Origin of the sequence: Lichenifustis flavocetrariae (genome assembly GCF_026130545.1) — a bacterium.
GTDB lineage: Bacteria > Pseudomonadota > Alphaproteobacteria > Rhizobiales > Beijerinckiaceae > Lichenihabitans > Lichenihabitans flavocetrariae.
Genome location: NZ_JAMOIM010000003.1, coordinates 150968 through 172761, shown reverse-complemented (window position 1 = coordinate 172761; position 21794 = coordinate 150968). Strand labels below are relative to the sequence as shown.

Here is a 21794-nt window from a genome sequence, read left to right as displayed (position 1 = left end):
GTGGACTCAAATACATCGGTCCTGCTTCACCTGTTTTGATCGCCCTCCGACAGATCGATTTGCAAGCCGTCGAATGCAGCCCGGACGTGCGGGGGCACTTCCGCGGAGAGGCGCGCGTAGTCGAGATCCGTATGCAGGTTCGTCAGAATCGCAGTTTCCGGCTTGAGACGCTCGATCCAGTCGAGAGCCTCGGCGAGCGAGAAGTGTGACGGGTGGGTCTGATAACGAAGGGCGTCGATCATCAGGATCGACAGGCCCGAAAGCGCCGGGATGGCCGCATCCGGCACCCGCTTGACATCCGGCATATACGCGAAGGACCCGATACGAAGGCCAAGCGCCGGGATCTCCCCATGATCCAGTTCGAACGGCATCAGAGTGATCGGGCCACCCGGTCCGGTGATCGTCAGCTCGTCGAGGGGCGTGATCTCATGGCGGTCGAGCAGCGGCGGATACATGCTGCCCGACGGCGTTTCGAAAATATAGGAAAATGCGCGCCCCACGATGTTCCAGGTTGGGGCATCCATGTAGATCGGGATGCGGCGCCGCATGTGAATGACAAGCGGCCGGACGTCGTCGATGCCATGCGTGTGATCCGCATGCGAATGTGTCAGGACGATCCCGTCGAGCCGGTCAGTGCCGGTACGGAGCAGTTGCTCACGCAAGTCGGGCGAGGTGTCGACCAGTACGGTGGTCCGCCCGCCATCCGCCGCGGTTCGCTCTACCAGGATCGAACAGCGCGTGCGGCGGTTCTTCGAGTTCGTCGGATCGCAATCGCCCCAGCCCTGACCGAGACGCGGAACGCCCCCCGAGGAGCCGCAGCCCAGGACCGTGACGACGAGGCTCATGCGGCGGCGCCTTTCTCGATCGGCGGCAGCTTGCCGAAGAGCCGGTGGACATTGGCGGTGGTCTGGGCGTGCAGAGCGTCGACCTCGATCCCCACGACATCCGCCAAAACCCGTGCGGTTTCGACGACGAAAGCCGGCTCGTTGCGTTTCCCCCGGTGCGGCACGGGCGCCAGGAAGGGAGCGTCGGTCTCGACCAACAGCCGATCCAGCGGCACGGTCTTGGCAATGGCCCGGAGCGCCTCTGAATTCTTGAAGGTGAGAACGCCCGAGAAGGAGACGAAGAGGCCGAGGTCGACGCCCGTCTGCGCCAGCCCGGCCGACGAGGTGAAACAATGGAGAACCGCCTTGAACGGACCATTCCTGTGCTCCTCACGCAGGATGGCCGCCATGTCGTCGTCGGCATCGCGGGAGTGGATCACGAGCGGCAGACCGGTCTCGCGCGCCGCTGCAATGTGGGTGCGGAACACCCGAGCCGCGACATCGCGTGGGGCCTTGTCGTAGTGGTAGTCGAGCCCGGCCTCGCCGATGCCGACGCAGCGGGGATGGCCCGACAGCCGGATCAGATCCGCGACGCTCACGTCCGGTTCCTCATCGGCCTGGTGGGGATGCGTGCCGACCGTGCAGAAGACCTCCGCGAAGCGCTCGGCCAGGGCCGAGATCGCCGCGAACCGGCTCACCCGCGTCGAGATCGTGATCATGCGGCCAATGCCTGCGGCCCTGGCGCGTCCCACGACGGCGTCGAGTTCCTCCGCGAAGTCGGGAAAGTCGAGGTGGCAGTGGCTGTCGATCAGCATCAGGCGCTCGCAACCGTCTCGGCGTCCGGCTCGACGAAGCGCGGAAAGATCCCCGCCGGCGTCGGCAGTGCCGTACCGGCCGCGAGGCGATGGTTGGGTCCGAGCGCCGCGAAGTCCCTCGCCTCGGGCGGCACGCCCAGAAGGTCGAGCAGCCGGGCCATTGAACCCGGCATGACCGGCTGGGTCAGGATGGCCACGGCGCGCAGCACCTCGGCCGTCACGTAAAGAATCGTGTTCATGCGCGCTGGATCGCTCTTGCGCTTGATCCATGGCTCTTCGGTCGCGAAATAGCGGTTGGCTTCGGCGACGACGCGCCAGATGTCACCGATCATGCCATGCAGCGCGAAGCCCTGCATCTGGCTCCGGGCCGCCGCGAGCAGGCCGTCCGCCTGCGCCAGAATGGCCTGGTCGGCATCTGAGAAGGCGCCGGGCGTCGGCACCAGGCCGCCGCAGTTCTTGGCGATCATGGACAAGGAGCGCTGCGCCAGATTGCCGAGATCGTTGGCAAGATCGGCATTGATCCGGTTGACGATCGCCTCGTGCGAATAGTTTCCGTCCTGCCCGAACGGCACTTCGCGCAAGAAAAAATAGCGAAGCTGATCGATCCCATAGGTCTCAGCCAATGCCATCGGGTCGATGACGTTGCCGACTGATTTCGACATCTTCTCGCCCTTGTTGAACAGGAAGCCGTGCACGACGACCTGATGGGGCAGGGGGAGGTCCGCGGACATCAGGAAGGCCGGCCAGTAGATGGCGTGAAACCGCGTGATGTCCTTGCCGATATTATGCACCTGCGCGGGCCAAAAGCGGGACCGCTCGGCGGCCGGGTCCGGGAAGCCGGTGCCGGTGAGGTAGTTGGCGAGCGCGTCGACCCAGACGTACATCACATGTTTTGGATCGCCCGGAACCGGGATGCCCCAATCGAATGTGGTGCGGCTGATCGAGAGATCGGTCAGTCCGCGCGACACGAAGCTCACGATCTCGTTGCGATAGGCCTCCGGCGTCACGAAATCCGGCTGGCGGGCGTAATGATCGAGCAGCCGCTCCGCATAGGCCGAGAGCTTGAAGAAATAGCTCGATTCCTCGACCCATTCGACCGGGGTGCCGGTCGGGGCAAGGCGCCGTCCGTCCGCGTGGAGCGTGAGTTCACCTTCGTCGTAATAGGCTTCGTCGCGAACCGAATACCAGCCCGCATAAGTCGAGAGATAGATGTCGCCCTTGGCGGCCATCCGGGTCCAGAGTTCCTGGGCGCAGGCGGCGTGGCGCGGATCGGTGGTGCGGATCAGGTCGTCGGCCGGCACGTTCAGGGCGCTCGCCATGGCGCGGAACTGGCCTGCGGTGCGGTCGGCGAGGCCCTGCGGCGTCAAGCCTTCGCGGGCGGCTGTCTGCTGCATCTTCTGGCCATGCTCGTCCATGCCGGACATGACGAGGACGTCATACCCGTCCAGGCGCTTGAAGCGGCTGATCGCATCCGAAGCGATGCGCTCATAGGCATGCCCGATATGCGGCGCGCCGTTCGCATAAGGAATGGCGGACGTCAGATAGAAGGTGGGGCGGCCGGCCATAATGTCCATCAAGGTTGCACGGAGCCGTGGCCGGCCGTGGCCGACGGCGCTGCTCCCCGCGGAAACGTCATGCCTGTCTTTTCCGGGGAAGCCGGCGTCCGGTCAACCCCTGAGCGCGGTCGCCCGCGTCGCCTCAGCGCGAAAGCGGCGTCGCCTCGGCGAGTTCGGCCATGATGGAGAGAAGCACGGGCCGTTTGTCGAGGTTGAGGACACTCGCCTCGCGGGCGGTGACGCGCACCCGCTCCCAGGCCCCCGCGAGACGCGCAAGGTCGGCGGTCGGCTGTCCCTGCGCGGCGCCGCGCCTCAGACGTGCCGCGATCTCGTCGAACAGCGCCTCGATCATGAGGGCGAACCGATCGTCCGAGAACCCCACCGTGTCGGCGAGCCGATGCACAGAGCGCCAGTCGACGTTCGGCAGGCGGTCGAGAACCTGACGGACGGCCTGATCGAGATCGAGAGCATCGCCGCCGAGCAGGCGGAGCGCTTCCGCGACCGAGCCCTGGGACCGCGCCGCAGCCGCGCGCAGGCGCTCGTCCGGCATCGCCGTTTCGCCGTCGCCCAGCCCGTCGAGAGCCTCGATCACCTCGTCGTCGCTCAGAGCCGCGAGTGTGAGCCGTCGGCACCGCGAGACGAGCGTCGGCATCACCTGTCCGGGTCGATGAGCCAGGATCATGAACAGCGAGCGGGGCGGGGGCTCTTCGATGATCTTCAGGAGCGCGTTAGCGCTTGAACGGTTAAGATCTTCGGCGCTGTCGATGATGCAGACCCGGTAGCCGCCCGCACCGGCCGCGTTCTGGAAGAGGCCGAGCGCGCGCCGCACATCGTCGACGCGGATTTCGGAAAAGAGCTTTTTGGTTTTTTCGTTCCACTCGCGCCGAAGTGCCACGACGTCGCCGTGGCTGCCGGCCGCAATGCGCTGGGCCGCCGGTGCCTCCGGCGTGACCGCCAGGGTCGTCGCTTCCTGCACGGCGCGGGCACGCGGATCGGAATGGGTGAGCAGGAAACGCGCGAAACGCCAGGCCAGCGTCGCCTTGCCGATGCCGGCCGGTCCGCCGATCAGCCAGGCATGATGCAGGCGCTCCGTCCGGTAGGCGTCGAGCAGGTGTTGCTCGGCCGGGCCGTGCCCGACGAGACCGGTGGTCCGCCACGGCGGGCGCGGGCCCTCGTCCTCGTCTTGCTCCATGCGGGCGGGCGACCTCATGGAGCCGAGGACCGGGGCGTGAGCAGCCGGGTTTCGACCACCCGCCAGATTCGTTCAGCGGCCTCGTCGGCCGAGGCCTCGGCGTCGACCACCGCGCAGCGATCGGGTTCCGCCGCGGCGATCGTGAGAAATCCCCGGCGCAGGCCGTCGTGGAACGCCAAGGCCTCCCGCTCGAAGCGATCGGGGATCGCTGACGGTGCCCGACGTGCGGCCGCACGCGCGAGACCGACGGCACTGGGCAGGTCGAGAATGATCGTCAGGTCGGGCCGCGTCGCGCCGACCGTCACGGTTTCGAGCGCCACAAGAAAGCGCGGTTCCACCCGACGGTCGATCCCCTGGTAGACCCGCGTCGAGTCGATGAAGCGATCGGACACCACAATCGTGCCCTGGGCGAGCGCCGGCCGGATCAGCCGATCCAGATGGTCGACGCGGGCCGCCGCGAACAGGAGAGCTTCGGCCGCCGGCCCGAACGGAGCCACTGCGCCGGAGAGAAGCAGCCCGCGGATCGCCTCGGCCTTGGCCGATCCACCGGGCTCGCGTGTGGCGAGAGCCCGCCGTCCGGCGGCCTCCAGGCGGGCGACAAGCCGCCGGACCTGGGTGGACTTGCCGACCCCTTCGCCCCCCTCCAGCGTGATCAGGAAGCCTGCGTTCATGCGCTCAATGCCGGGCCAGACGTTCGCGGATGAAGCCACTCACCAGTTCGATCCCGGCGTCGAGCGCGCGTCGCTGCAGCGAGCCCACGCCGACATCCTCGGTGGTCTGCAATGGCGTTTCCATCAACTCGGTCGCGCCACGCGAGATGACGAGGCGTGCGACCTCTGTTCCGCGTGCAACGGGCGCCATCAGAGGACCCGTATAGACGATGCGCCCCGACAGCCGATCGCCCGAGCCGCGCGGCACCAAAATCCTGATCGGTTTCGTCGTTCCGAGACTCACGTCGGATTGGGTGCCGCCGAACACCGACGCTGTGCCGACCGTTTCGCCCGCCGCGAACAAGGCGCGTTCCTCGAAGGTGCGAAATCCCCAGGCGAGCAGTTTTTGCGACTCGTTGGCCCGGTCGCGCGCCGTCTTTAGTCCATTGACCACGACGATGAGGCGTTCGTCGTTCTGCACTGCAGACCCGACGAGGCCGAAGCCGCTCTCGGCGAGATCGCCCGTCTTCAGGCCGTCGGCGCCGATGTTCATCAGCAGAAGGGGGTTGCGGTTCGGCTGCCGGATCTTGTTCCAGGTGAACTCGCGCTCGCCAAAGATCTTGTAGAGGTCCGGGTAGGTGTCGATCACGTATTCGGCGAGCCGGGCCATGTCGCTCGCCGTCACCCGATGATCGGGGTCGCCGCGACCCCAGGGATTGGTGAAGTTCGAATGGGCCATGCCGATCGCCTTGGCACGATCGTTCATGCGGCGCGCAAAGGCTTCTTCGGAACCTGACACGCCCTCGGCTAAGGTAATGGCGGCGTCGTTGCCCGACTGGATGATGAGGCCGCGCAGCAGGTCCTCCACCCGCACCGAGGAGTTGACCGCCAGGAACATGGTCGAGCCGCCCGAGCGTGTCCCGCCGTCCCGCCACGCATGTTCCGAGACCACGAATTTGTCGTCGAGCTTCAGGCGTCCTTCTTTCAATTCATGGAAGATCACCTCGGCGGTCATGACCTTTGTGGTCGAAGCCGGCATCATCGGCGCCTCGCTGTTCTTGCCGTACAGCACTGTCCCGGTACCGGCGTCCACGAGGTAAGCGAAGGGCGCGATGGTCTGATAGTCGTCAACGCCAAGAGCCGGCGCCGGTGTTGCCGAGACGAGAGTCGCAACGGCGAGTACGAGACTGCGCACGACAGGCCTGCATCGCCATCCGGCACCAAGTCGCGTCATATCGTGTCTCGACCCAAACGGCCCGGACCTCACTCGCGTCCGGATTGCCCGGTGTCCAGGAGTGCCTGCCGCCGCGAGATAGGTACGGAGGCCCGCCGGATCAGTGGGGACGCTCGGCCGGGGACCGGCGGAAGGACGAGGGTTGGTTGTTCTGCAACGCGCCGCCGCGATCGCTTCTGCACCGAAGCCGGAAAGGCAGGCTCGCTCAGGCTGAAAGGACGGGCGGGCGGCACGGGAACCGCACCAGTCCGGACGGGTGCGATCGTCGGGGTGACATCCTCTTCGGCCCGCGTTTCGGGTTCTGTGGGGCGAAGGGCAGCTGGTTGCGGGGCCGGAGCCACCGGGCTTGGCTGCGGATCATCCGACGCATCGGCCACCATGACCGGGTTCGCGGGCATGCCATTGAGTTGCGCCGGTACGCCGTCGTTTCGAAGGCTGGCCATGAGAACCTCGTCGTCCGACCCCGACAGGGGCGCACGACCGACATATTCGACCTTGACGCGCGCCGTACCTTCGCCGCGAAACGCCAGGGCCTCAGCCACGCGCTGCGATACGTCCATGACGCGACCGCCATGATAGGGCCCGCGATCATTCACCCGCACGATCATCGAGCGGCCGTTCTTCATATTGGTGACACGGACATAGCAAGGCAGCGGCAGCGTCGGGTGCGCGGCCGAGATGGATCTCTTGTCGAACACCTCGCCATTGGCGGTTCGGCGCCCGTGGAAGGCATCGCCGTACCAGGAGGCCGTGCCGATGGCCGCATAGCCGGTCGCATTCTGACTGGGCACATAGGTTCGGCCGCCGATCACATAGGGGCGCCCCGTCAGATAGCCACCACCACCCCGTGGAACAGGATCGCCGTCCGCTACCACTTGGGGGCTTGACCATACGCCGAGTTTCGGGTCCCAGACGCGGCCCCCGAGCCGGCTGACCCGCGCCACCGGCTGGGTCGCGCAGCCGGCCAAAAACACGGAACATCCAAAGATCGTGAGAAGGCCGAGACAACGGGACAAGCGAGCCATCATCCGCGTTGCCCGAGTGTGCGCAGTGCCGTACCGCACGTCATGCGGTGGCCCATATTGCGACTTTGCCAATGTTGCACGGCATGTTCAAGCTCGCGTCGACGTCGATCATCTTGCTTAGATTTAAAGACGTTAACATCGCGCTCACCTGTTGTTTAACCATGATAGCACCGAGTGTTTACGGCCCCATTAACCTGCTTTGCGTCGGGCGCATAACACGACAAGGTTTCCGAACGGTCAAGATTGCGCTTCAGACCTCCCCAGAAAGGCAGAAATGCGGCACAGGGCTGGATTATAGCCCCGCCCTCGCCGCGAAGCCGACGTAATTGACAGCCGTTCGCGGCTCGTCTGCCTGCAAGATGGACGCAACTTGAATATGTTGCGCTGAGTTGGTTGTGTGAGCCTCGCCAACCACACCGTGGTGTGGACCCAGGTGGCAAAGCTGTGGATGAGGCACTTGCGCACCAAGCGCCACGAAGTTCGGGCCGGGTCCCCGACGGATGACCCGGCCCGAACTTCGTGGCAGGGGGGCGTTGCCGACCCCTCGGCTATTGGTTCGCGAGGAGCGGTGTGATGCGCCGAACCGCCACGCGCCGGTTCACGGCACTCGGGCCTTGCGTCTGCTCCCTAGGGTATTGCGAGCCGTAGCCTTGGGTCACGAGGTTCTCGGCCGGCACCTGGAAGTCACGCGTCAGAATGGTCGCGACCGATTGGGCGCGGCGATCCGAGAGCGACAGGTTGTCGACCGCGTTGCCGACCGCGTCCGTATAGCCCTCCACCATGAAGATCTCACGTGGGTCACGCCGAACCGCCGCGTTGATGGCTCCCGCGATGGCCGCCAAACGCGTCGCCTGGTCGGGCGACACCGTCCATGAAGCCGTATCGAACGTGATCGAATTCAGGTTGACGCTGCGCATCCGGTTGCGCAGGTCCGGGCTGTATCTGACCTGATCGAGCGTGTAGCGGCGCGGCAGCGGGGCAACCGGCGGGGCCGCGAGGGCCTCGTAGACGAGCCCCTGGTCGGCCCGTGCTCCATCCACCACGTAGCGATCCGGCGGCAGGTCGATCGGCGGCGGCGGCAGATCCACGACATCGTCCTGGAAGTTCCGGTCATAGGACGTGTAACGGTTGTCGATCAGGATCAACTCGCGCCCATCGGGGAACTGCCGCACGCGGCGGATCAACCGGCCCTGGTCATCCGTGTAGGTGAAGATGCGTGAGCCGTCCGGCCTGGCATAGTCGGCGACATCGTAGCCGCCCTGCCGCTGCGACTGAACATCATAGCCAAGATCGCGGAACCGCTCGTTCTCGTCATGCGCGATATAGTAGCGGTTGTCTTCCTCGATGATCGTCCGGCCGGGCTCGCGGATGATGTCGACCCCGTCGTTGTTGAATTGCTGACGCTCGGCACGCACCTGATCGAAGCGCTGCAAACCCTGTGCGGCCAGGAAGCCACCCACGAAGCCCGCTGCCGCACCTGCCACGGCGGCGCCCGTGTTGTTGCCCCGCCGTCCAGCTTGTTGCCCAATAGGTTGACCTGGAGCCGGCTGGTTTTGGGCGGGCTGCCCAGGGGCCGGCCGCGCCGGTGCCGCGCCTTGGGTGGGGGCTGGCGGAGGCGGCGGTGGAGGAGGAGGTGGAGGAGCCGCACCCGCAGGCCGGCCTTGTGCGGCAGGTGGTGCTCCCGCCGGCTGGCCTGGAGCTGTTGTTCCAGGGGGGACTGCTTGCTGCCGGGCACCGGGTTGCTGGGCCGCCGGGACCCCTTGCGGAACGGCGGCTGGCTGGCCCGGCGCCGATGCTGCGGGCCTGTTTGTCGGTTGAGCAGCTCCAGCGGGCGGCTGACCGGCGGCCGGGTTCGGGGCGGCATTGCCCGGCGCCGCTTGCGGGCGCGGAGCCTGTGACTGCGGAACCGCAGGGGTGCCAGGCGCCGTAACCGGCTGCCCGGGAGCCGGCGCATTCAGGTGATTGGCTGGTGCCGCAGGCGGTGTTCCCGCCGGTTGCGCGGGACTGGCGTTCGGCGTCGCCTGTGGGTGCGTGCCGGGTGCGGGCTGCCCGTTCGCGGGCGCCGCCGGATGCACGGCCGGGGCTGCAGCAGGTGCGGTTGCCTGTGGAGCAGCGGTATTCGGAACTGCCTGGGGATGAGTTTGCTTTGGGGCTTCGGCTGGCTGAGCTGCCGGCGCCGGACCCGGCTTCGGAGCTTGCCCCTCGGGGGAGGGATGCTTGGTGACAGGCGCCACCGCTGGGGCCACCTGCGGTTGAACGTGAGGCACCTGGGCCGGCGCTGGGGAGGGCGCCGCAACGGGTGGCTTTGCGGCTGCGGGCGCCGCGGGCGCAACATGTGCCGGCTCCGGCTTTTGCGCAGCGGGCGGCGCGGCAGCCGGCTTCTGGGCGGCTGGCGCTTCCATGTGAGGCGGGGCGGCTGCAGGCGCCGCCGGATGCACGGCGGGGGCCTGGGGTTTAGGCGGCTCAGCGCGCGGTGCCGGTTCGGCCTTGGGGGCCGGGGCGGGGTGAGGCTGTGCGGCTTCGGGAGCCGGCTTCGGAGCAGGAGGCGGTGCCTGATGCACCGGTTGCGGTGGGGCGGGAGCCGGGGCTGGGGCGGGTTTGGCCTGCGGCGGATGCTGCTGTTCGGGTTGCGGATGCTTCTTCGGCTCGCCTGCCGGTTCGGCCTGGGCCATCTGCACGCCGGGGATGTTCGGCCCCATGGCGGCATATCCGGGTCCGGAACCGATCAGGACAGGCACCATCGTGCCGGCCAGCAGCAGTTCCCTAGTCTTCTTCATGAATCTCAATCCTTGCCCTTAGGTCCCCGGTAGAGTGGCCCAAGGCCGCTGAACCGGGGATGAAGCCAATCGTCAGCCGGCCCGATAGGTCCAGACGAACTCGGCGTCATCGAGTTCGTCGCCGCCACCGGCGACCCTCAACGCGTCCAACGCCATCCGGCGATATCGGCCACGCTCATCGGTGCGTTTCTGCCGCTGCGCGGTATTGGCCGGGTCCTTGACCAACATCTGCAATGGCGGCCCGACGGCCGCCATGGTCACGGTGCCGTCGGCGAAGGACACTTCGATCCAGCCGCCAACAGCCTTGAGACGCGTCTCGATCATGCTATTCGCTGCCTGTTCGTGGATCAGGAGCCTTTTTCGACCTGGCCGCGAATCTCGCCGCCCTTGTGGGCTTCCGTATGGACGTTGAAATACATCTCGCCGTCGGCCAAGGACTTAGCCTGATCGCTTGTGAGCGTGGCCTTGCCTTCGATGGGGCTTGCCAGCGACCCGGTGATCGGGACGACGACCCCGGCATTCTTTCCGACCGGTGCCGGTCCATGGAAATGCGCGGCGGTCGCGGGACCGCTGAGTCCGCTGTAATCGATCTTATACGACAAGGCCTTGCTGTCGGTGTCGTAGGTCGCGGTCAGGTGGCCGGTGCCGGCAGTGCCGGTCGGCGGCACTTCGTTCTTTGCACTGAGATCGGCCTTGTAGGTGATCATTTCCGCGGACGCCGGTTGAACCGCCCCGGCGAGGCTCCCGGTTGCCACGAGTGCGGCAACGACAAGCAAATGGCGCATGAATCTTCTCCTCGGCACAAACAATGCCTGGATCACATATAGGGCGGCTTTGAAGACGCGGGCATGTCCGCCGCCACAAGCCATCGTGAGGGATTTGCTTTGGGCGCGTGGAGCCCGATATCCTTGCAAAGGATCATCAGCCGAGCGCCATGCCCTTTCAGTCAATCTATCGTCCATCGACGCAGCATGCGGCTCTTGGATCGGATTTCTACGATGTCGTTCGCGCGGCTTCGTTCCCGCGGCATGTGATCCGCTACCGCAACCAGCGCGCCGCGCGGCAGGTCGGGCTCGACACGCTCACCGACGCCGAGTGGATCGCTCATTTCGGCCGCTTCGAAGCGATGCCCGGCAGTTTCCCGGAGCCGCTCGCCCTGCGCTATCACGGTCACCAGTTCGGCAGTTACAATCCCGAGCTTGGCGACGGGCGGGGCTTCCTGTTCGCGCAATTGCACGATGCGTCGGGCCGGCTGCTCGATCTTGGCACGAAGGGCAGCGGGCAGACGCCGTGGTCACGTTTCGGCGATGGCAAACTGACCCTGCGGGGGGGAGTCCGCGAGGTTCTTGCCACTGAACTGCTTGAGGCTCTGGGTGTGACGACCTCGAAGAGTTTCAGCCTCATCGAAACCGGCGAAGAACTCGTGCGTCACGACGAAGCGCCGCCGATCCGCGGCGCCGTGCTGGTCCGGCTCAACCATTCGCATATCCGCATCGGCTCGTTCCAACGACTGCTCTACCTGGAGGAGCCCGGCAACATCGCGCGCCTGCTCGATCACACGATCATGACCTACATGCCGGACCTCTGGCGCGAGACGCCGGCCGAGCGTGCGCTCGCGTTTCTCGATCACGTCTGCCGGAACGTGGCGCGGCTCGGCGCGCAATGGATGGTCGCGGGCTTCGTGCATGGGGTGCTGAATACCGACAACATCAACGTCACGGGCGAAAGCTTCGATTACGGCCCATGGCGATTCCTACCCGTCTACGAACCGCTGTTCACCGCGGCTTATTTCGACGAAACCAAGCGCTATGCCTTCTCCCGCCAGCCGAGCGTGCTCCTGTGGAACCTTACCCGGCTGGCCGAATGCCTCCTGACGCTCGCGCCACAATCCGCGCTCCAGGACACGCTCGGCACCTACCGCGACGTGCTGGCGATCGAGTTCCGCCGGAACACGCTGCGCCGTCTCGGTGTGCAGCCGCAGGGTGACGAGCGCGACGAGGCGGTCACGAGCGCGCTGTGGGAATTTATGCATCAAAGCCAGGCGCCGTTCGAACAGGTGCTCTTCGACCTCTACGGCGGGTCGGCGCGACTCTCACCCCGGACGAGCAGCCCCGCCGCCGCCCACTATCGCTCCGAGCCGTTTGCGCCGCTCGCTGCCGCACTGGACGCAATGCCGCCCGAACCGGGCTTGCGGCTTGACCACGCCTATTTCGCGCGGCAGCAGCCGTGCACGCTGCTGATCGACGAGGTCGACACCATGCTCGACCGCATCGCCTTGCATGAGGATTGGAGCCTTTTCCACGCGAAGATGAACGAGATCGACAGCGTCGCGGAGGCTTATCGGGTGCGCTAGGCGCGGTCCCGTGGAAATCGACTCGCTACGATTATATCATGGCTGCACAGGATCGGACCGGTGCGATGGGACAGAACATCCGAAAGTCCTCGAACTATAACGAGGACTTCCACCAATGGACGCAGGATCAGGCACAGCTGCTTCGAAGTGGCCAGCTTCGGGAAGCGGATATCGACAATATTGCTGAGGAGCTTGAGTCATTGGGCCGCTCGGAAGCCAATGCCCTCCGCTCACATCTGAAGCAGATCATCTGTCACCTGCTGAAGCTGGCTCATCAGCCGGAGCGGGCGACGCGGAGCTGGACCAACACGATCGCGCGGGCACGCCAGGATGTCGAAGACATCCTCGAGGACAATCCGAGCCTCAGATCGCGCCTGCCGGCTCTCTTCGACAAGGCCAGCCGCGACGGGAGGATATTGGCGATCCTGGAAACGGGTCTTGCCCCGACGGTCGTTCCAGCCGCTCACGAGTTCACGATGGAGCAGGTGCGGAACCCAGCGTTTCTCCCGGGCCGGTTCCTGATTGATTTGCCTTCGGGTCAGACCCGTGTCGAGCCTGTCACACCCTTGAGCCTGCCAGAGCCGGATGACGCCGGATAGCGGTCACGGCTCACTCCATCCGCACCGTCATGTCGTCGCGGTGGATCATCTCGGCACGGCCGGGCTGCCCGAGGATCGCCTCGATCTCGCGGGAATTGCGGCCCTCAAGCTGCGCCGCATGGGTCGAATCATAGGCTACGAGGCCGCGCCCGATCTCGAAACCCTGGGGGTCGGCGATCCGCACGCAGTCCCCGCGCGAGAACAGGCCTTCGACGCGTGTGACGCCGGCCGGGAGCAGGCTGGCGCCGCCCCGCAGCGCCCGCACCGCGCCATCGTCGATCGTCAGCGTTCCGCGCGGCTCGAGCGAACCCGCGATCCAGATCTTCCGGGCCGCCACAGGCGTCTGCGGGGTCAGGAACCAGGTGCAGCGGCCGCCGTCGCGGATGCGCGTGATCGGATGCGGCACGCGGCCGTCGGCGATCACCATATGGGTGCCGCCAGCCGTCGCGATCTTGCCGGCCTCGATCTTGGTGCGCATGCCGCCGCGTGAGAATTCCGAGGCCGCCCCGCCCGCCATGGCCTCGATCGCCGCATCGATGCGCGGCACCACCGGGATCAGGCTGGCGGCGGGGTCGAGATGCGGCGGCGCGGTGTAGAGTCCGTCGATGTCGGACAGCAGGACCAGCAGATCCGCGCTCGCCATCGTGGCGACGCGGGCCGCAAGGCGGTCATTGTCGCCGTAGCGGATCTCGCTCGTCGCCACAGTGTCGTTTTCGTTGATGATCGGCACCGCCCGCAGCGCGAGCAGGCGGCCGAGCGTGGCGCGGGCATTGAGGTAGCGGCGGCGCTCCTCCGTGTCGCCGAGCGTCAGCAGGATCTGCCCGGCCGTCATGCGCCGCGCGCCGAGAACCTCTGCCCAAAGGCGGGACAGCGCGATCTGACCAACGGCGGCGGCGGCCTGGCTGTCCTCCAGCTTCAGGGCGCCGGGCGGTGAACGTAGCACGGTACGCCCCAGAGCGATTGCGCCCGACGAGACCACCAGCACATCGGCGCCACCCGCGTGCAAGGCACCGATATCGTCGGCCAGCGCTTCGAGCCAGGCCCGTTTGGCCTCGCCCGCGCCGCGATCGACGAGGAGCGAGGAGCCGACCTTGATGACGATGCGGCGGAATGTGGACAGGGCGGGAATCATCGGGTGCCAATAGGCTGCGGCGGCGCGTCGATCAATCGGGAAGCGGGCTCCATGGTTCGGTATTGCGACTCGGAGCGGTCGCGGCGGCCATCTTGCACCGGGACGACGCGCGTTCTACTCGTCGCCGAGAGCCAGCCCGACTTCCGGCGGCGATGACACGACGAGCCCTCGCCATGCCGCAACTCCTTGAATTCGGCCTCGACACGTTCGGCGATGTGACGCGGGGCGCGGATGGCCGTCTCCTGCCGCACGCTCAGGTGATCCGCAACCTCGTCGAGGAGGCCGTCCTGGCCGATGAGGTCGGGCTCAGCTTCTTCGGGGTGGGGGAACACCATCGGGGCGACTTCGCCGTCTCGGCGCCCGAGGTGGTTCTGGCCGCGATGGCGGCGAAGACGACCCGCATCCGGCTCGGTTCGGCCGTGACCGTCCTCAGTTCGGACGATCCCATCCGGGTGTTCCAGCGTTTTTCGACGCTGAATGCCCTGTCGAACGGCCGCGCCGAAGTGATCCTCGGCCGCGGCTCGTTCACCGAATCCTTTCCCCTGTTCGGCTTCGACCTGCGGCAATACGAAACCCTGTTCCAGGACAAGCTCGATCTTTTTTCGGCGCTGATCAGCGAGGAGGCGGTCACGTGGCAGGGGACCACGCGCCCGCCGCTGCATGACCAGCGCGTCTTCCCGCCGATCGAGACCGGGCACCTGACCACCTGGATCGGGGTCGGCGGCAGCCCCGAATCGGTGGTGCGCGCGGCGCGCTACGATCTTCCGCTGATGCTGGCCATCATCGGCGGCGACCCGAAGCGGTTCCAACCCTATGTCGACCTCTACGGTCGCGCCTTCGCGCAACTCGGCAAGGTGCGAAAGCCCATCGGGGTCCATTCGCCCGGCTATGTCGCCGACACCGACGCGCAGGCCTTCGACGAGTTCTGGCCCGACTACAAGGTGATGCGCGACCATATCGGCGCCGAGCGGGGCTGGCCGCCCATGTCGCGCGCCGAATTCGACCAGGAGGCCGGCCGAGGCTCCCTCTATATCGGCTCGCCCGAAACGGTGGCGCGTAAGATAGCGTCGACGGCCAAAGCGCTCGAACTCTCCCGCTTCGACCTCAAATACAGCGCCGGACCTCTGCCGCATGAGAAGCTGATGCGCTGCATCGAGCTCTACGGCCGCAAGGTGATGCCGATGGTGCGAGAGATGCTGGCTTAGGCGGGAAGCGGTTAGCGGCGGACGCCGGCCGCCTGGTCCGCTCCGGACATTCGCACCAGACCTGTGCAGCTTGCCGAGGTCGGCGGCTTCGCCAGCTAGCGCAAGCTATTGCCCGGCGCTCTGTCGGGCCTTTTAACTTTGCTATCTCAGCGGTATAGGGGTTGATCCGACAGAAACCGCCCGTTTGCCTTGGGAGCGGTTGACACGTCACCTTAAAGACCGCACCCAACGGGATCTAGCTCGCCTGCAATGCGATTTTCCTCCCTTCTGCGCTCACTGCTTCTGGCCGGGCGGCATCCTGCCAATGCCGCTCTAGATAAATACTGGAGCCACTCGTTGTGCTTGGTGGGGTGTTCGCGGAAGCAATGATTATCGCAGCGGTCGAGCCATCCTTGTTCAGGCAGGCTCCCCTTGTGATTAACGCCAAAATCAAAGAGATGGCGCGCAGAAAACCGCATATGTCTTGAGTGCGCCATCAGGAGCTTAGGCTGACTCTTTGATGTCGAAACGTGCGACCTTGCCATCCGAGAGGTGAAAGACATGGCTCACCGTCCTGTCCTTCAATCCATGGGTCTGCCCCTGTAGCGGTTTCCCGTTGAGATCACGCACCGTCTGGATCACTTCGACGGCAACAGCCCTATCCTCCGTCCTTTCAAAAGCCACTGGCTCGACATGAGGGCTGACCGTCGCCCATTGCCGTGTCCAATATTCGCGCAACGCTTTGTGGCCCTGCACATAGCCACCATCCATGCCGTTTGCCCAGGCAACATCATTGGTCAGCATAACGAGCACACCGTCGATATCCCGGGCGTTGAAGCAGTCGTAAAGGCGGCGGATGGTTTTCGTGTCGGTGTCCGGCATGTTGTCCCCTTGTATTTTTCTAGCCATGAGCACGCGGCATCGCGATGCCGCGCTACCACATAATATACATATGTGCGTATATATCTAGTCACGGAGGGAGGTGCGAATGAGTGAAAAATGGGACGTGCTGTCAACGCCTGGGCATCTGGTCAGTATCGCGGCGCGGGGCTTTGCCCGCCTGAGTGAAGCCCGTCTCCGGCCGCTTGGCTTCGGCGTCGGCCATCTGCCAGTGCTGGTCGCGCTTCGGGACGGCCGGGCGCACACACAGCGCGACCTTGCTCTCTTCGCACGGGTTGAACAGCCGCCAATGGCACAAATGCTGGCCAGGATGGAGCGGGACGGACTAATCCGGCGCACCCCGGATCCTGATGACGGGCGCAGCAGCCGCATAGCTTTGACAGAGACTACGCTATCGCGGATTCCGGAAGCCGTTGCCGCTCTTTACCAGGGAAATAGGGATGCCCTTGATGGCTTCACCGACACAGAGGCCGCGCAGCTTGTTGTCCTTCTGGCCCGTTTGATCACGAATCTCGATCAGATCACATCAGTGGAGAAGTAGGTATAAAGTTCTTGAATTCCGCACCAAGCTAAGAACTGCCTTGCAAAAAGACAGACCCAGCCAAACGCGCAGTGGTCCGAGAGGGAACGCCGCGCTCAGTCATCTTAGGCATGTTCGAGACTGGCATTCTGCCACAAGCCGGCCTGGATCACGCCCGCTGGCTGCGCCGGGACCATCTCCTTGAATCGCCCTCTAAGTGGCAGGTCGTTAGCGCCTCCCGCCACGCCGCTTGTCGTAAGGGTTTTCGCCCTGCTTCAGCGTCAGGCGGATCGGCACGCCCGGAAGGTCGAAGGCCTCCCGCAATCCATTGACCAGGAAGCGCTGGTAGGAGGTCGGCAGGTCGGTGAGCTGGTTGCCGAACAGCACGAAGGTCGGCGGCCGGGCCTTGGGTTGCGTCATGTAGCGCAGCTTGATGCGGCGGCCGCTGACGGCGGGTGGTGGGGTCTGGTCGATCACGCCATTCAGCCAGCGGTTGAGGCGGGCGGTGGCGATGCGCCGGTTCCAGACGTCCTGCACCTGCAGCGCCGCGTCGATCAGCTTGTCGAGGCCCTGGCCGTTGAGGCCGGAGACCGGAACGACCGGCATGCCTTTCACCTGCGGCAGAAGGCGGTCAGCGTCCTCGCGCAGCGTCGAGAGGGTCGCGCCGCGCGACTCGATGAGGTCCCATTTGTTGAGGCCGATAACGAGCCCGCGTCCCTCGCGCTCGACGAGAGCGGCGATCGTGAGATCCTGCTTCTCGAATGGAATCGTCGCGTCGAGCAGGAGGATCACGACTTCGGCGAATTTGGCAGCCCGCAAGGCATCGGCGGCCGCGAGTTTTTCGAGCTTGTCGTCGATGCGGGCACGCTTGCGCAGGCCCGCCGTGTCGAACAATTTCAGGCTCCGCCCGTGCCACTCGAAGGTCAGACCGATCGAATCGCGCGTGATGCCGGGCTCGGGACCGGTCAGCAGACGGTCCTCGCCCAGAATGGCGTTGAGCAGCGTGGACTTGCCCGCGTTAGGACGGCCCACGACCGCGATACGGACCGGCTTGGTCACGTCGAGTTCGGAGCCGTCCTCCTCCTCGAACTCCTGGTGGACGCGCGTCTCGTCGTCCGCCGCCACATCCTGGCTCGTCGCCTCCGGAAGTGCTTCCAGTAAGGCGGAGAAGAGCTCCGCCAAGCCTTCGCCGTGCTCGGCCGAGAGCGCGATCGGGTCACCCAGGCCGAGATCGAAGGCCTCGTAGGCACCGGCAGTCCCGGCGCGGCCTTCGGCCTTGTTGGCGATCAGGATCGTCGGTTTGCCGGCGCGGCGGACGAGATCGGCGAAGTGCCGGTCGGCCGGCATGACGCCGGAGCGGCTGTCGGTGAGAAAGAAAACCGCATCGGCGTCGGCGACGGCGGCTTCGGTCTGGACGCGCATCCGGCCGTTCAGCGACGCGGCGCCGCCCTCCTCGTCGAGCCCGGCCGTATCGATGACCGTGAAGCGGAGATCGCCGAGCCGTGCCTCGCCTTCGCGCCTGTCCCGCGTGACACCGGGCTGGTCATCGACGAGCGCGAGCTTCTTGCCGACGAGCCGGTTGAACAGGGTGGACTTGCCGACATTCGGCCGGCCGATGATGGCGACACGGAAATGCGTCACGGTGTGGCCGGGGCAGGAGGGGGTGATGGTGAGGGGACCTGCGGCGATGCCGGAGCGGGCGTCACGCTTGCCGGCGCCGCGGCCGTCGGCTGTGTCGCCGGCTTGGCGTCCCGCGCGAGGGCCTGGAAAGCCTCGGCCCGCTGCCGCGCCGAAGGTGTCGCGGCCCGATCGGTGATGATCGCGTCAAGGAAGCGGGCGGCCGACGCGGCATCGTTCGCCTTCAGGGCCGCTAGGGCGAGAAGTTCACGGGCGGGATTTCGCAGCGCGCTGTTGGTGTCGGCCAGTGGTTCCAGCCGCTGCCGCAGCGCCTTCATGTCGAGCGTGTCGAGCAGCAACGCGGCAGCCCGCAGGCGAGCGACATCCTGGAGCGCGGGGTCGACCGAGGGGTCCGCCGCCACGGCATCGAACGCCTTCGCGCCGCCGGCCGCGTCGGTCAGCCCGAGTTGCGCAGCAGCCCGGATCCGCGCCAGCACGCGATAACCAGGTGTGCCGGTCTTGGCGAGCTCGTCCAGTTTCGCAATCGTCTCAGCGCCCTTGCCGTCCCGCGCCAGCTTCAGCGCATCGAGATACTCGCCGCCTGAGATCTGCTCGTTCTGGGTTGTCCAGTACTCATAGGCACGCCAGCCGCCGGCTACCGCGACGATCAACAGGCCGACGACGAGCAGCCAGCCCCAATACCGGGCCAGCCAAAGCTGAACCCGATCCTGGCGGACCTCTTCGTCGACTTCGCGGAATATATCGGCCATGAACGTCTCGTCGCACCCCTTCGCAAGCGGGCCCTAGGCGGACCGCAGGCGCGGGTTAACACGCCTTCCCGATCAAAGCGAGAGAAGCGGCGCTTTCAGTAAAGGCCGCCGGTCCCGCTTCCGACCGCCCGATCCGCGTCCGGCGACGCCGCTGAGGCCTTGGGGCTGGCGTCGCCGATCACCGAATAGCTGTCGGGTGGGGCGGTGCCGGGCTTGAAGGCTTCCAGAATCGAGCCCTGGCCGCTCGATCGCATGCCCGAGCGCAGATCCACCGAGATGAGCTTGATGCCCGGCGGCACCCGGAAGGGAACGTCGGGCTTGCCGTCGAGCGCGGCTTTCATGAAGTCGCGGAAGACCGGCGCCGCATATTGGGCCGCGTAGGCGGTTGCGCCGAGCGAGCGTGGCTGATCGTAGCCGAGGTAAAGGCCCACCGCGAGATCGGCCGAATAGCCCACGAACCAGACGTCCTTGGCGTCGTTGGTGGTGCCGGTCTTGCCCGCGAGGTGACGGCCGAGTTCCTTCACGGCCTGCCCGGTCCCACGGGTGATGACGCCTTCCATGATGGAGGTGATCTGGTAGGCCGTCAGCGGATCGAGCACCTGCTCGCGCTTGTCGATCAGTTTCGGCTCGGGCTGGCCACTCCATTTTTCCGCGTCGCAGCCGTCGCATTCGCGTTCGTCGTGCCGGTAGATCGTGTGGCCCCAGCGATCCTGGATGCGGTCGATCAGCGTCGGCTTGATCCGCTTGCCGCCGTTGGCCAGCATTGAATAGGCGGTCACCATTCGCAGAACGGTCGTCTCGCCGGCGCCGAGCGACATGGAAAGGACGGGCTGCATATCGTCATAGATGCCGAAGCGCTTGGCATATTCGACGATGAGCGGCATGCCGATATCCTTGGCGAGCCGCACGGTCATCAGATTGCGCGAGTGCTCGACGCCGTAGCGCAGCGTATGGGGGCCTGAGCCCTCGTCGTCGTCATTCGCCGGCCGCCAGATGCCGAGACCCGGGCCCTGATCGATCTCGATCGGCGCATCCAGCACGATGGAGGAGGGTGTGTAGCCGTTGTCGATGGCCGCCGCATACACGAAGGGCTTGAACGACGAGCCCGGCTGCCGCAGCGCCTGCGTGGCGCGGTTGAACTCCGACTGGTCGAACGAGAACCCGCCCACCATCGAGAACACGCGGCCCGTATAGGGGTCCATGGCCACGATGGCCCCGGAAATCTCCGGCACCTGACGCAGCCGGTACTGCCCGGGCTTGCCGTCGACGGCCTCGACATAGATCACGTCGCCGGATGACACGAGGCTCCGCAGGTTCCGCCGCGTCCACTTCACACCATCGGCGGTGAGCTGGCCGGTGATCCGCTGGGCCACCACGTCGCCGGCCTTGTCGCGTGGCGGTTGCAGGCCGATACGGGCGCTCTGGTCGTTGGCGTCGAGCACCACGGCCAATTGCCAGGGCTGAACGTCGCCCAGGATCGGGATGTCGGCGAGCTGCAGGCCCCAATCGGCACCGATGTCGACATGGCGGATGGCGCCGCGATAGCCCTTCGATTCGTCGAAACGGACAAGGCCGTCGACCAGCGCCTTGCGGGCCATCAGCTGCAGCTTGGGATCGAGCGTCGTGCGTACCGAGAGGCCGCCCTCGTAGAGCTTCTTTTCGCCATAGCGATCGCTCAGCTCGCGACGCACTTCCTCGGCAAAATAGCCGGCCGCATAGGAATTCGGGGTCAGCACACGAGGGTTGACGCCGAGCGGCTCGAGCTTCGCCTTCTCGCCGGCGTCGCGGCCGACGTAGCCGTTCTCGACCATGCGGTCGATGACCCAGTTGCGGCGCTCGACCGCTTTGTCATGTTTGGTGAAGGGTTGGTAGTTGTTCGGCCCCTTCGGGAGGGCCGCCAGATAGGCACATTCGGCGACGTCGAGTTCGCTCACCGACTTCCCGAAATAATTCAAGGCCGAGGCCGCGACCCCGTAATTGCCGAGACCGAGATAAATCTCGTTCAGATAGAGTTCGAGGATCTTTTCCTTCGGATAGGCGGATTCGATCCGGAAGGCCAGCAAGGCCTCGCGGATCTTGCGCGTGAAGGAGCGTTCGTTCGTCAGCAGGAAGTTCTTGGCGACCTGCTGGGTGATCGTCGAGGCGCCTTGCGCCCGCTTGTTGCCTTCCGCCAGCACCATGACGGCGCGGCCGATGCCTTCGAAATCGACGCCGTTATGCGTGTAGAAATTCTTGTCTTCGGCCGAGATGAAGGCTTCCTTCACGAGGGGCGGAATGGCACTCGACGGCAGGTAGAGGCGTCGCTCGCGGGAATATTCGGCGAGAATCGATCCATCGGCCGCATGCACCCGGGTCATCACGGGCGGCTCGTAATTCTTGAGCTGCGTATAATCCGGTAGATCCTGCTGGAAATGCCAGATCGCAAGCGCGGCCGCCCCGGCGCCGATCACGAAGACCAGAGCGCCCGTGGCGAACAAAAATCCCAAGAAACGGGCAATCAGCCGCATCAAGAACTCGCCTTTTCGTCGAACCCGAACGCCGCCCTAAGGGAACACCCCTCTGATCTTACACGATTGCGGCACATCGGGATGCTCAGACGCTGCGGCGCTTTTGTGGTTCCAATGCGGCGATCGGGCGGGATGATCA

19 protein-coding genes are annotated in these 21794 nt (G+C 65.8%); 4 read left to right on the top strand and 15 right to left on the bottom strand.

Annotated elements, in window-relative coordinates:
* Positions 1-26: 26 nt before the first annotated feature.
* From M8523_RS06230 to M8523_RS06185, 10 genes are all read right to left on the bottom strand, one after another.
* A complete protein-coding gene (locus tag M8523_RS06230) occupies positions 27-845 on the bottom strand; it encodes an MBL fold metallo-hydrolase (RefSeq protein ID WP_282583980.1) in 819 nt (272 codons plus the stop codon).
* Positions 842-1639, bottom strand: a complete 798-nt coding sequence (locus tag M8523_RS06225) for a TatD family hydrolase (protein ID WP_282583979.1) — start codon at positions 1637-1639, stop codon at positions 842-844. Before M8523_RS06225 ends, M8523_RS06230 begins: the two co-directional genes overlap by 4 nt.
* Positions 1639-3204 carry a methionine--tRNA ligase gene (gene metG, locus M8523_RS06220; protein WP_282583978.1) on the bottom strand — a complete coding sequence of 522 codons (1566 nt, stop codon included), beginning with the start codon at positions 3202-3204 and terminating at the stop codon, positions 1639-1641. Before metG ends, M8523_RS06225 begins: the two co-directional genes overlap by 1 nt.
* A gap of 133 nt (positions 3205-3337) precedes the next feature.
* Positions 3338-4405 carry a DNA polymerase III subunit delta' gene (locus M8523_RS06215; RefSeq protein ID WP_282583977.1) on the bottom strand — a complete coding sequence of 356 codons (1068 nt, stop codon included), beginning with the start codon at positions 4403-4405 and terminating at the stop codon, positions 3338-3340.
* Positions 4402-5058, bottom strand: a complete 657-nt coding sequence (gene tmk / locus M8523_RS06210) for a dTMP kinase (protein ID WP_282583976.1) — start codon at positions 5056-5058, stop codon at positions 4402-4404. Before tmk ends, M8523_RS06215 begins: the two co-directional genes overlap by 4 nt.
* 4 nt (positions 5059-5062) lie before the next feature.
* A complete protein-coding gene (locus M8523_RS06205; protein WP_428349937.1) occupies positions 5063-6271 on the bottom strand; it encodes a D-alanyl-D-alanine carboxypeptidase family protein in 1209 nt (402 codons plus the stop codon).
* Positions 6272-6300: 29 nt separating this feature from the next.
* Positions 6301-7296 carry a septal ring lytic transglycosylase RlpA family protein gene (locus M8523_RS06200; protein WP_282584208.1) on the bottom strand — a complete coding sequence of 332 codons (996 nt, stop codon included), beginning with the start codon at positions 7294-7296 and terminating at the stop codon, positions 6301-6303.
* 548 nt (positions 7297-7844) lie between these two features.
* Positions 7845-8780 carry an OmpA family protein gene (locus M8523_RS06195; RefSeq protein WP_282583974.1) on the bottom strand — a complete coding sequence of 312 codons (936 nt, stop codon included), beginning with the start codon at positions 8778-8780 and terminating at the stop codon, positions 7845-7847.
* Positions 8781-10145: 1365 nt separating this feature from the next.
* Positions 10146-10397, bottom strand: a complete 252-nt coding sequence (locus M8523_RS06190) for a hypothetical protein (RefSeq protein ID WP_282583973.1) — start codon at positions 10395-10397, stop codon at positions 10146-10148.
* Between the two features lie 23 nt (positions 10398-10420).
* Positions 10421-10858 carry a CHRD domain-containing protein gene (locus M8523_RS06185; RefSeq protein ID WP_282583972.1) on the bottom strand — a complete coding sequence of 146 codons (438 nt, stop codon included), beginning with the start codon at positions 10856-10858 and terminating at the stop codon, positions 10421-10423.
* Positions 10859-11007: 149 nt separating this feature from the next.
* Between M8523_RS06185 and M8523_RS06180 the strand changes: the two genes are divergently transcribed.
* Both M8523_RS06180 and M8523_RS06175 read left to right on the top strand, forming a co-directional pair.
* The gene (locus tag M8523_RS06180) at positions 11008-12426 is read left to right on the top strand and encodes a protein adenylyltransferase SelO family protein (RefSeq protein WP_282583971.1); all 1419 of its coding nucleotides are present in this window, start codon (positions 11008-11010) and stop codon (positions 12424-12426) included.
* Between the two features lie 38 nt (positions 12427-12464).
* On the top strand, positions 12465-13025 hold the full coding sequence (locus tag M8523_RS06175; protein ID WP_282583970.1) for a DUF29 domain-containing protein: 561 nt from the start codon (positions 12465-12467) through the stop codon (positions 13023-13025).
* A 10-nt stretch (positions 13026-13035) separates the two neighbouring features.
* Here the strand turns inward: M8523_RS06175 and proB are convergent, their stop codons facing one another.
* Positions 13036-14157: a glutamate 5-kinase gene (gene proB, locus M8523_RS06170; RefSeq protein WP_282583969.1), complete on the bottom strand. Its 1122-nt coding sequence runs from the start codon at positions 14155-14157 to the stop codon at positions 13036-13038.
* 173 nt (positions 14158-14330) lie between these two features.
* Between proB and M8523_RS06165 the strand changes: the two genes are divergently transcribed.
* A complete protein-coding gene (locus M8523_RS06165) occupies positions 14331-15362 on the top strand; it encodes an LLM class flavin-dependent oxidoreductase (RefSeq protein ID WP_282583968.1) in 1032 nt (343 codons plus the stop codon).
* A gap of 483 nt (positions 15363-15845) precedes the next feature.
* Here M8523_RS06165 and M8523_RS06160 read toward each other — a convergent pair whose 3' ends face one another.
* Entirely contained in the window at positions 15846-16223 is a 378-nt protein-coding gene (locus tag M8523_RS06160; RefSeq protein ID WP_282583967.1) for a nuclear transport factor 2 family protein, read from the bottom strand.
* Positions 16224-16329: 106 nt separating this feature from the next.
* Between M8523_RS06160 and M8523_RS06155 the strand changes: the two genes are divergently transcribed.
* Entirely contained in the window at positions 16330-16782 is a 453-nt protein-coding gene (locus M8523_RS06155; RefSeq protein ID WP_282583966.1) for a MarR family winged helix-turn-helix transcriptional regulator, read from the top strand.
* Between the two features lie 207 nt (positions 16783-16989).
* Here M8523_RS06155 and der read toward each other — a convergent pair whose 3' ends face one another.
* From der to M8523_RS06140, 3 genes are all read right to left on the bottom strand, one after another.
* Positions 16990-18402: a ribosome biogenesis GTPase Der gene (der, locus tag M8523_RS06150; protein ID WP_282583965.1), complete on the bottom strand. Its 1413-nt coding sequence runs from the start codon at positions 18400-18402 to the stop codon at positions 16990-16992.
* Positions 18399-19148: a tetratricopeptide repeat protein gene (locus M8523_RS06145; RefSeq protein ID WP_282583964.1), complete on the bottom strand. Its 750-nt coding sequence runs from the start codon at positions 19146-19148 to the stop codon at positions 18399-18401. Before M8523_RS06145 ends, der begins: the two co-directional genes overlap by 4 nt.
* 95 nt (positions 19149-19243) lie before the next feature.
* The gene (locus tag M8523_RS06140; protein ID WP_282583963.1) at positions 19244-21655 is read right to left on the bottom strand and encodes a penicillin-binding protein 1A; all 2412 of its coding nucleotides are present in this window, start codon (positions 21653-21655) and stop codon (positions 19244-19246) included.
* Positions 21656-21794 lie beyond the last annotated feature (139 nt).

What these genes read in the sequence shown, in the direction of transcription:
- M8523_RS06180 (WP_282583971.1), top strand. Translation starts at nt 11,008, where the DNA reads ATGCCCTTTCAGTCAATCTATCGTCCATCGACGCAGCATGCGGCTCTT.
- M8523_RS06190 (WP_282583973.1), bottom strand. Translation starts at nt 10,397, where the DNA reads ATGATCGAGACGCGTCTCAAGGCTGTTGGCGGCTGGATCGAAGTGTCC.
- M8523_RS06185 (WP_282583972.1), bottom strand. Translation starts at nt 10,858, where the DNA reads ATGCGCCATTTGCTTGTCGTTGCCGCACTCGTGGCAACCGGGAGCCTC.
- tmk (WP_282583976.1), bottom strand. Translation starts at nt 5,058, where the DNA reads ATGAACGCAGGCTTCCTGATCACGCTGGAGGGGGGCGAAGGGGTCGGC.
- M8523_RS06205 (WP_428349937.1), bottom strand. Translation starts at nt 6,271, where the DNA reads ATGACGCGACTTGGTGCCGGATGGCGATGCAGGCCTGTCGTGCGCAGT.
- metG (WP_282583978.1), bottom strand. Translation starts at nt 3,204, where the DNA reads ATGGCCGGCCGCCCCACCTTCTATCTGACGTCCGCCATTCCTTATGCG.
- M8523_RS06230 (WP_282583980.1), bottom strand. Translation starts at nt 845, where the DNA reads ATGAGCCTCGTCGTCACGGTCCTGGGCTGCGGCTCCTCGGGGGGCGTT.
- proB (WP_282583969.1), bottom strand. Translation starts at nt 14,157, where the DNA reads ATGATTCCCGCCCTGTCCACATTCCGCCGCATCGTCATCAAGGTCGGC.
- M8523_RS06215 (WP_282583977.1), bottom strand. Translation starts at nt 4,405, where the DNA reads ATGAGGTCGCCCGCCCGCATGGAGCAAGACGAGGACGAGGGCCCGCGC.
- M8523_RS06155 (WP_282583966.1), top strand. Translation starts at nt 16,330, where the DNA reads ATGAGTGAAAAATGGGACGTGCTGTCAACGCCTGGGCATCTGGTCAGT.
- M8523_RS06200 (WP_282584208.1), bottom strand. Translation starts at nt 7,296, where the DNA reads ATGGCTCGCTTGTCCCGTTGTCTCGGCCTTCTCACGATCTTTGGATGT.
- M8523_RS06175 (WP_282583970.1), top strand. Translation starts at nt 12,465, where the DNA reads ATGGCTGCACAGGATCGGACCGGTGCGATGGGACAGAACATCCGAAAG.
- M8523_RS06165 (WP_282583968.1), top strand. Translation starts at nt 14,331, where the DNA reads ATGCCGCAACTCCTTGAATTCGGCCTCGACACGTTCGGCGATGTGACG.
- M8523_RS06145 (WP_282583964.1), bottom strand. Translation starts at nt 19,148, where the DNA reads ATGGCCGATATATTCCGCGAAGTCGACGAAGAGGTCCGCCAGGATCGG.
- M8523_RS06140 (WP_282583963.1), bottom strand. Translation starts at nt 21,655, where the DNA reads ATGCGGCTGATTGCCCGTTTCTTGGGATTTTTGTTCGCCACGGGCGCT.
- M8523_RS06225 (WP_282583979.1), bottom strand. Translation starts at nt 1,639, where the DNA reads ATGCTGATCGACAGCCACTGCCACCTCGACTTTCCCGACTTCGCGGAG.
- M8523_RS06160 (WP_282583967.1), bottom strand. Translation starts at nt 16,223, where the DNA reads ATGCCGGACACCGACACGAAAACCATCCGCCGCCTTTACGACTGCTTC.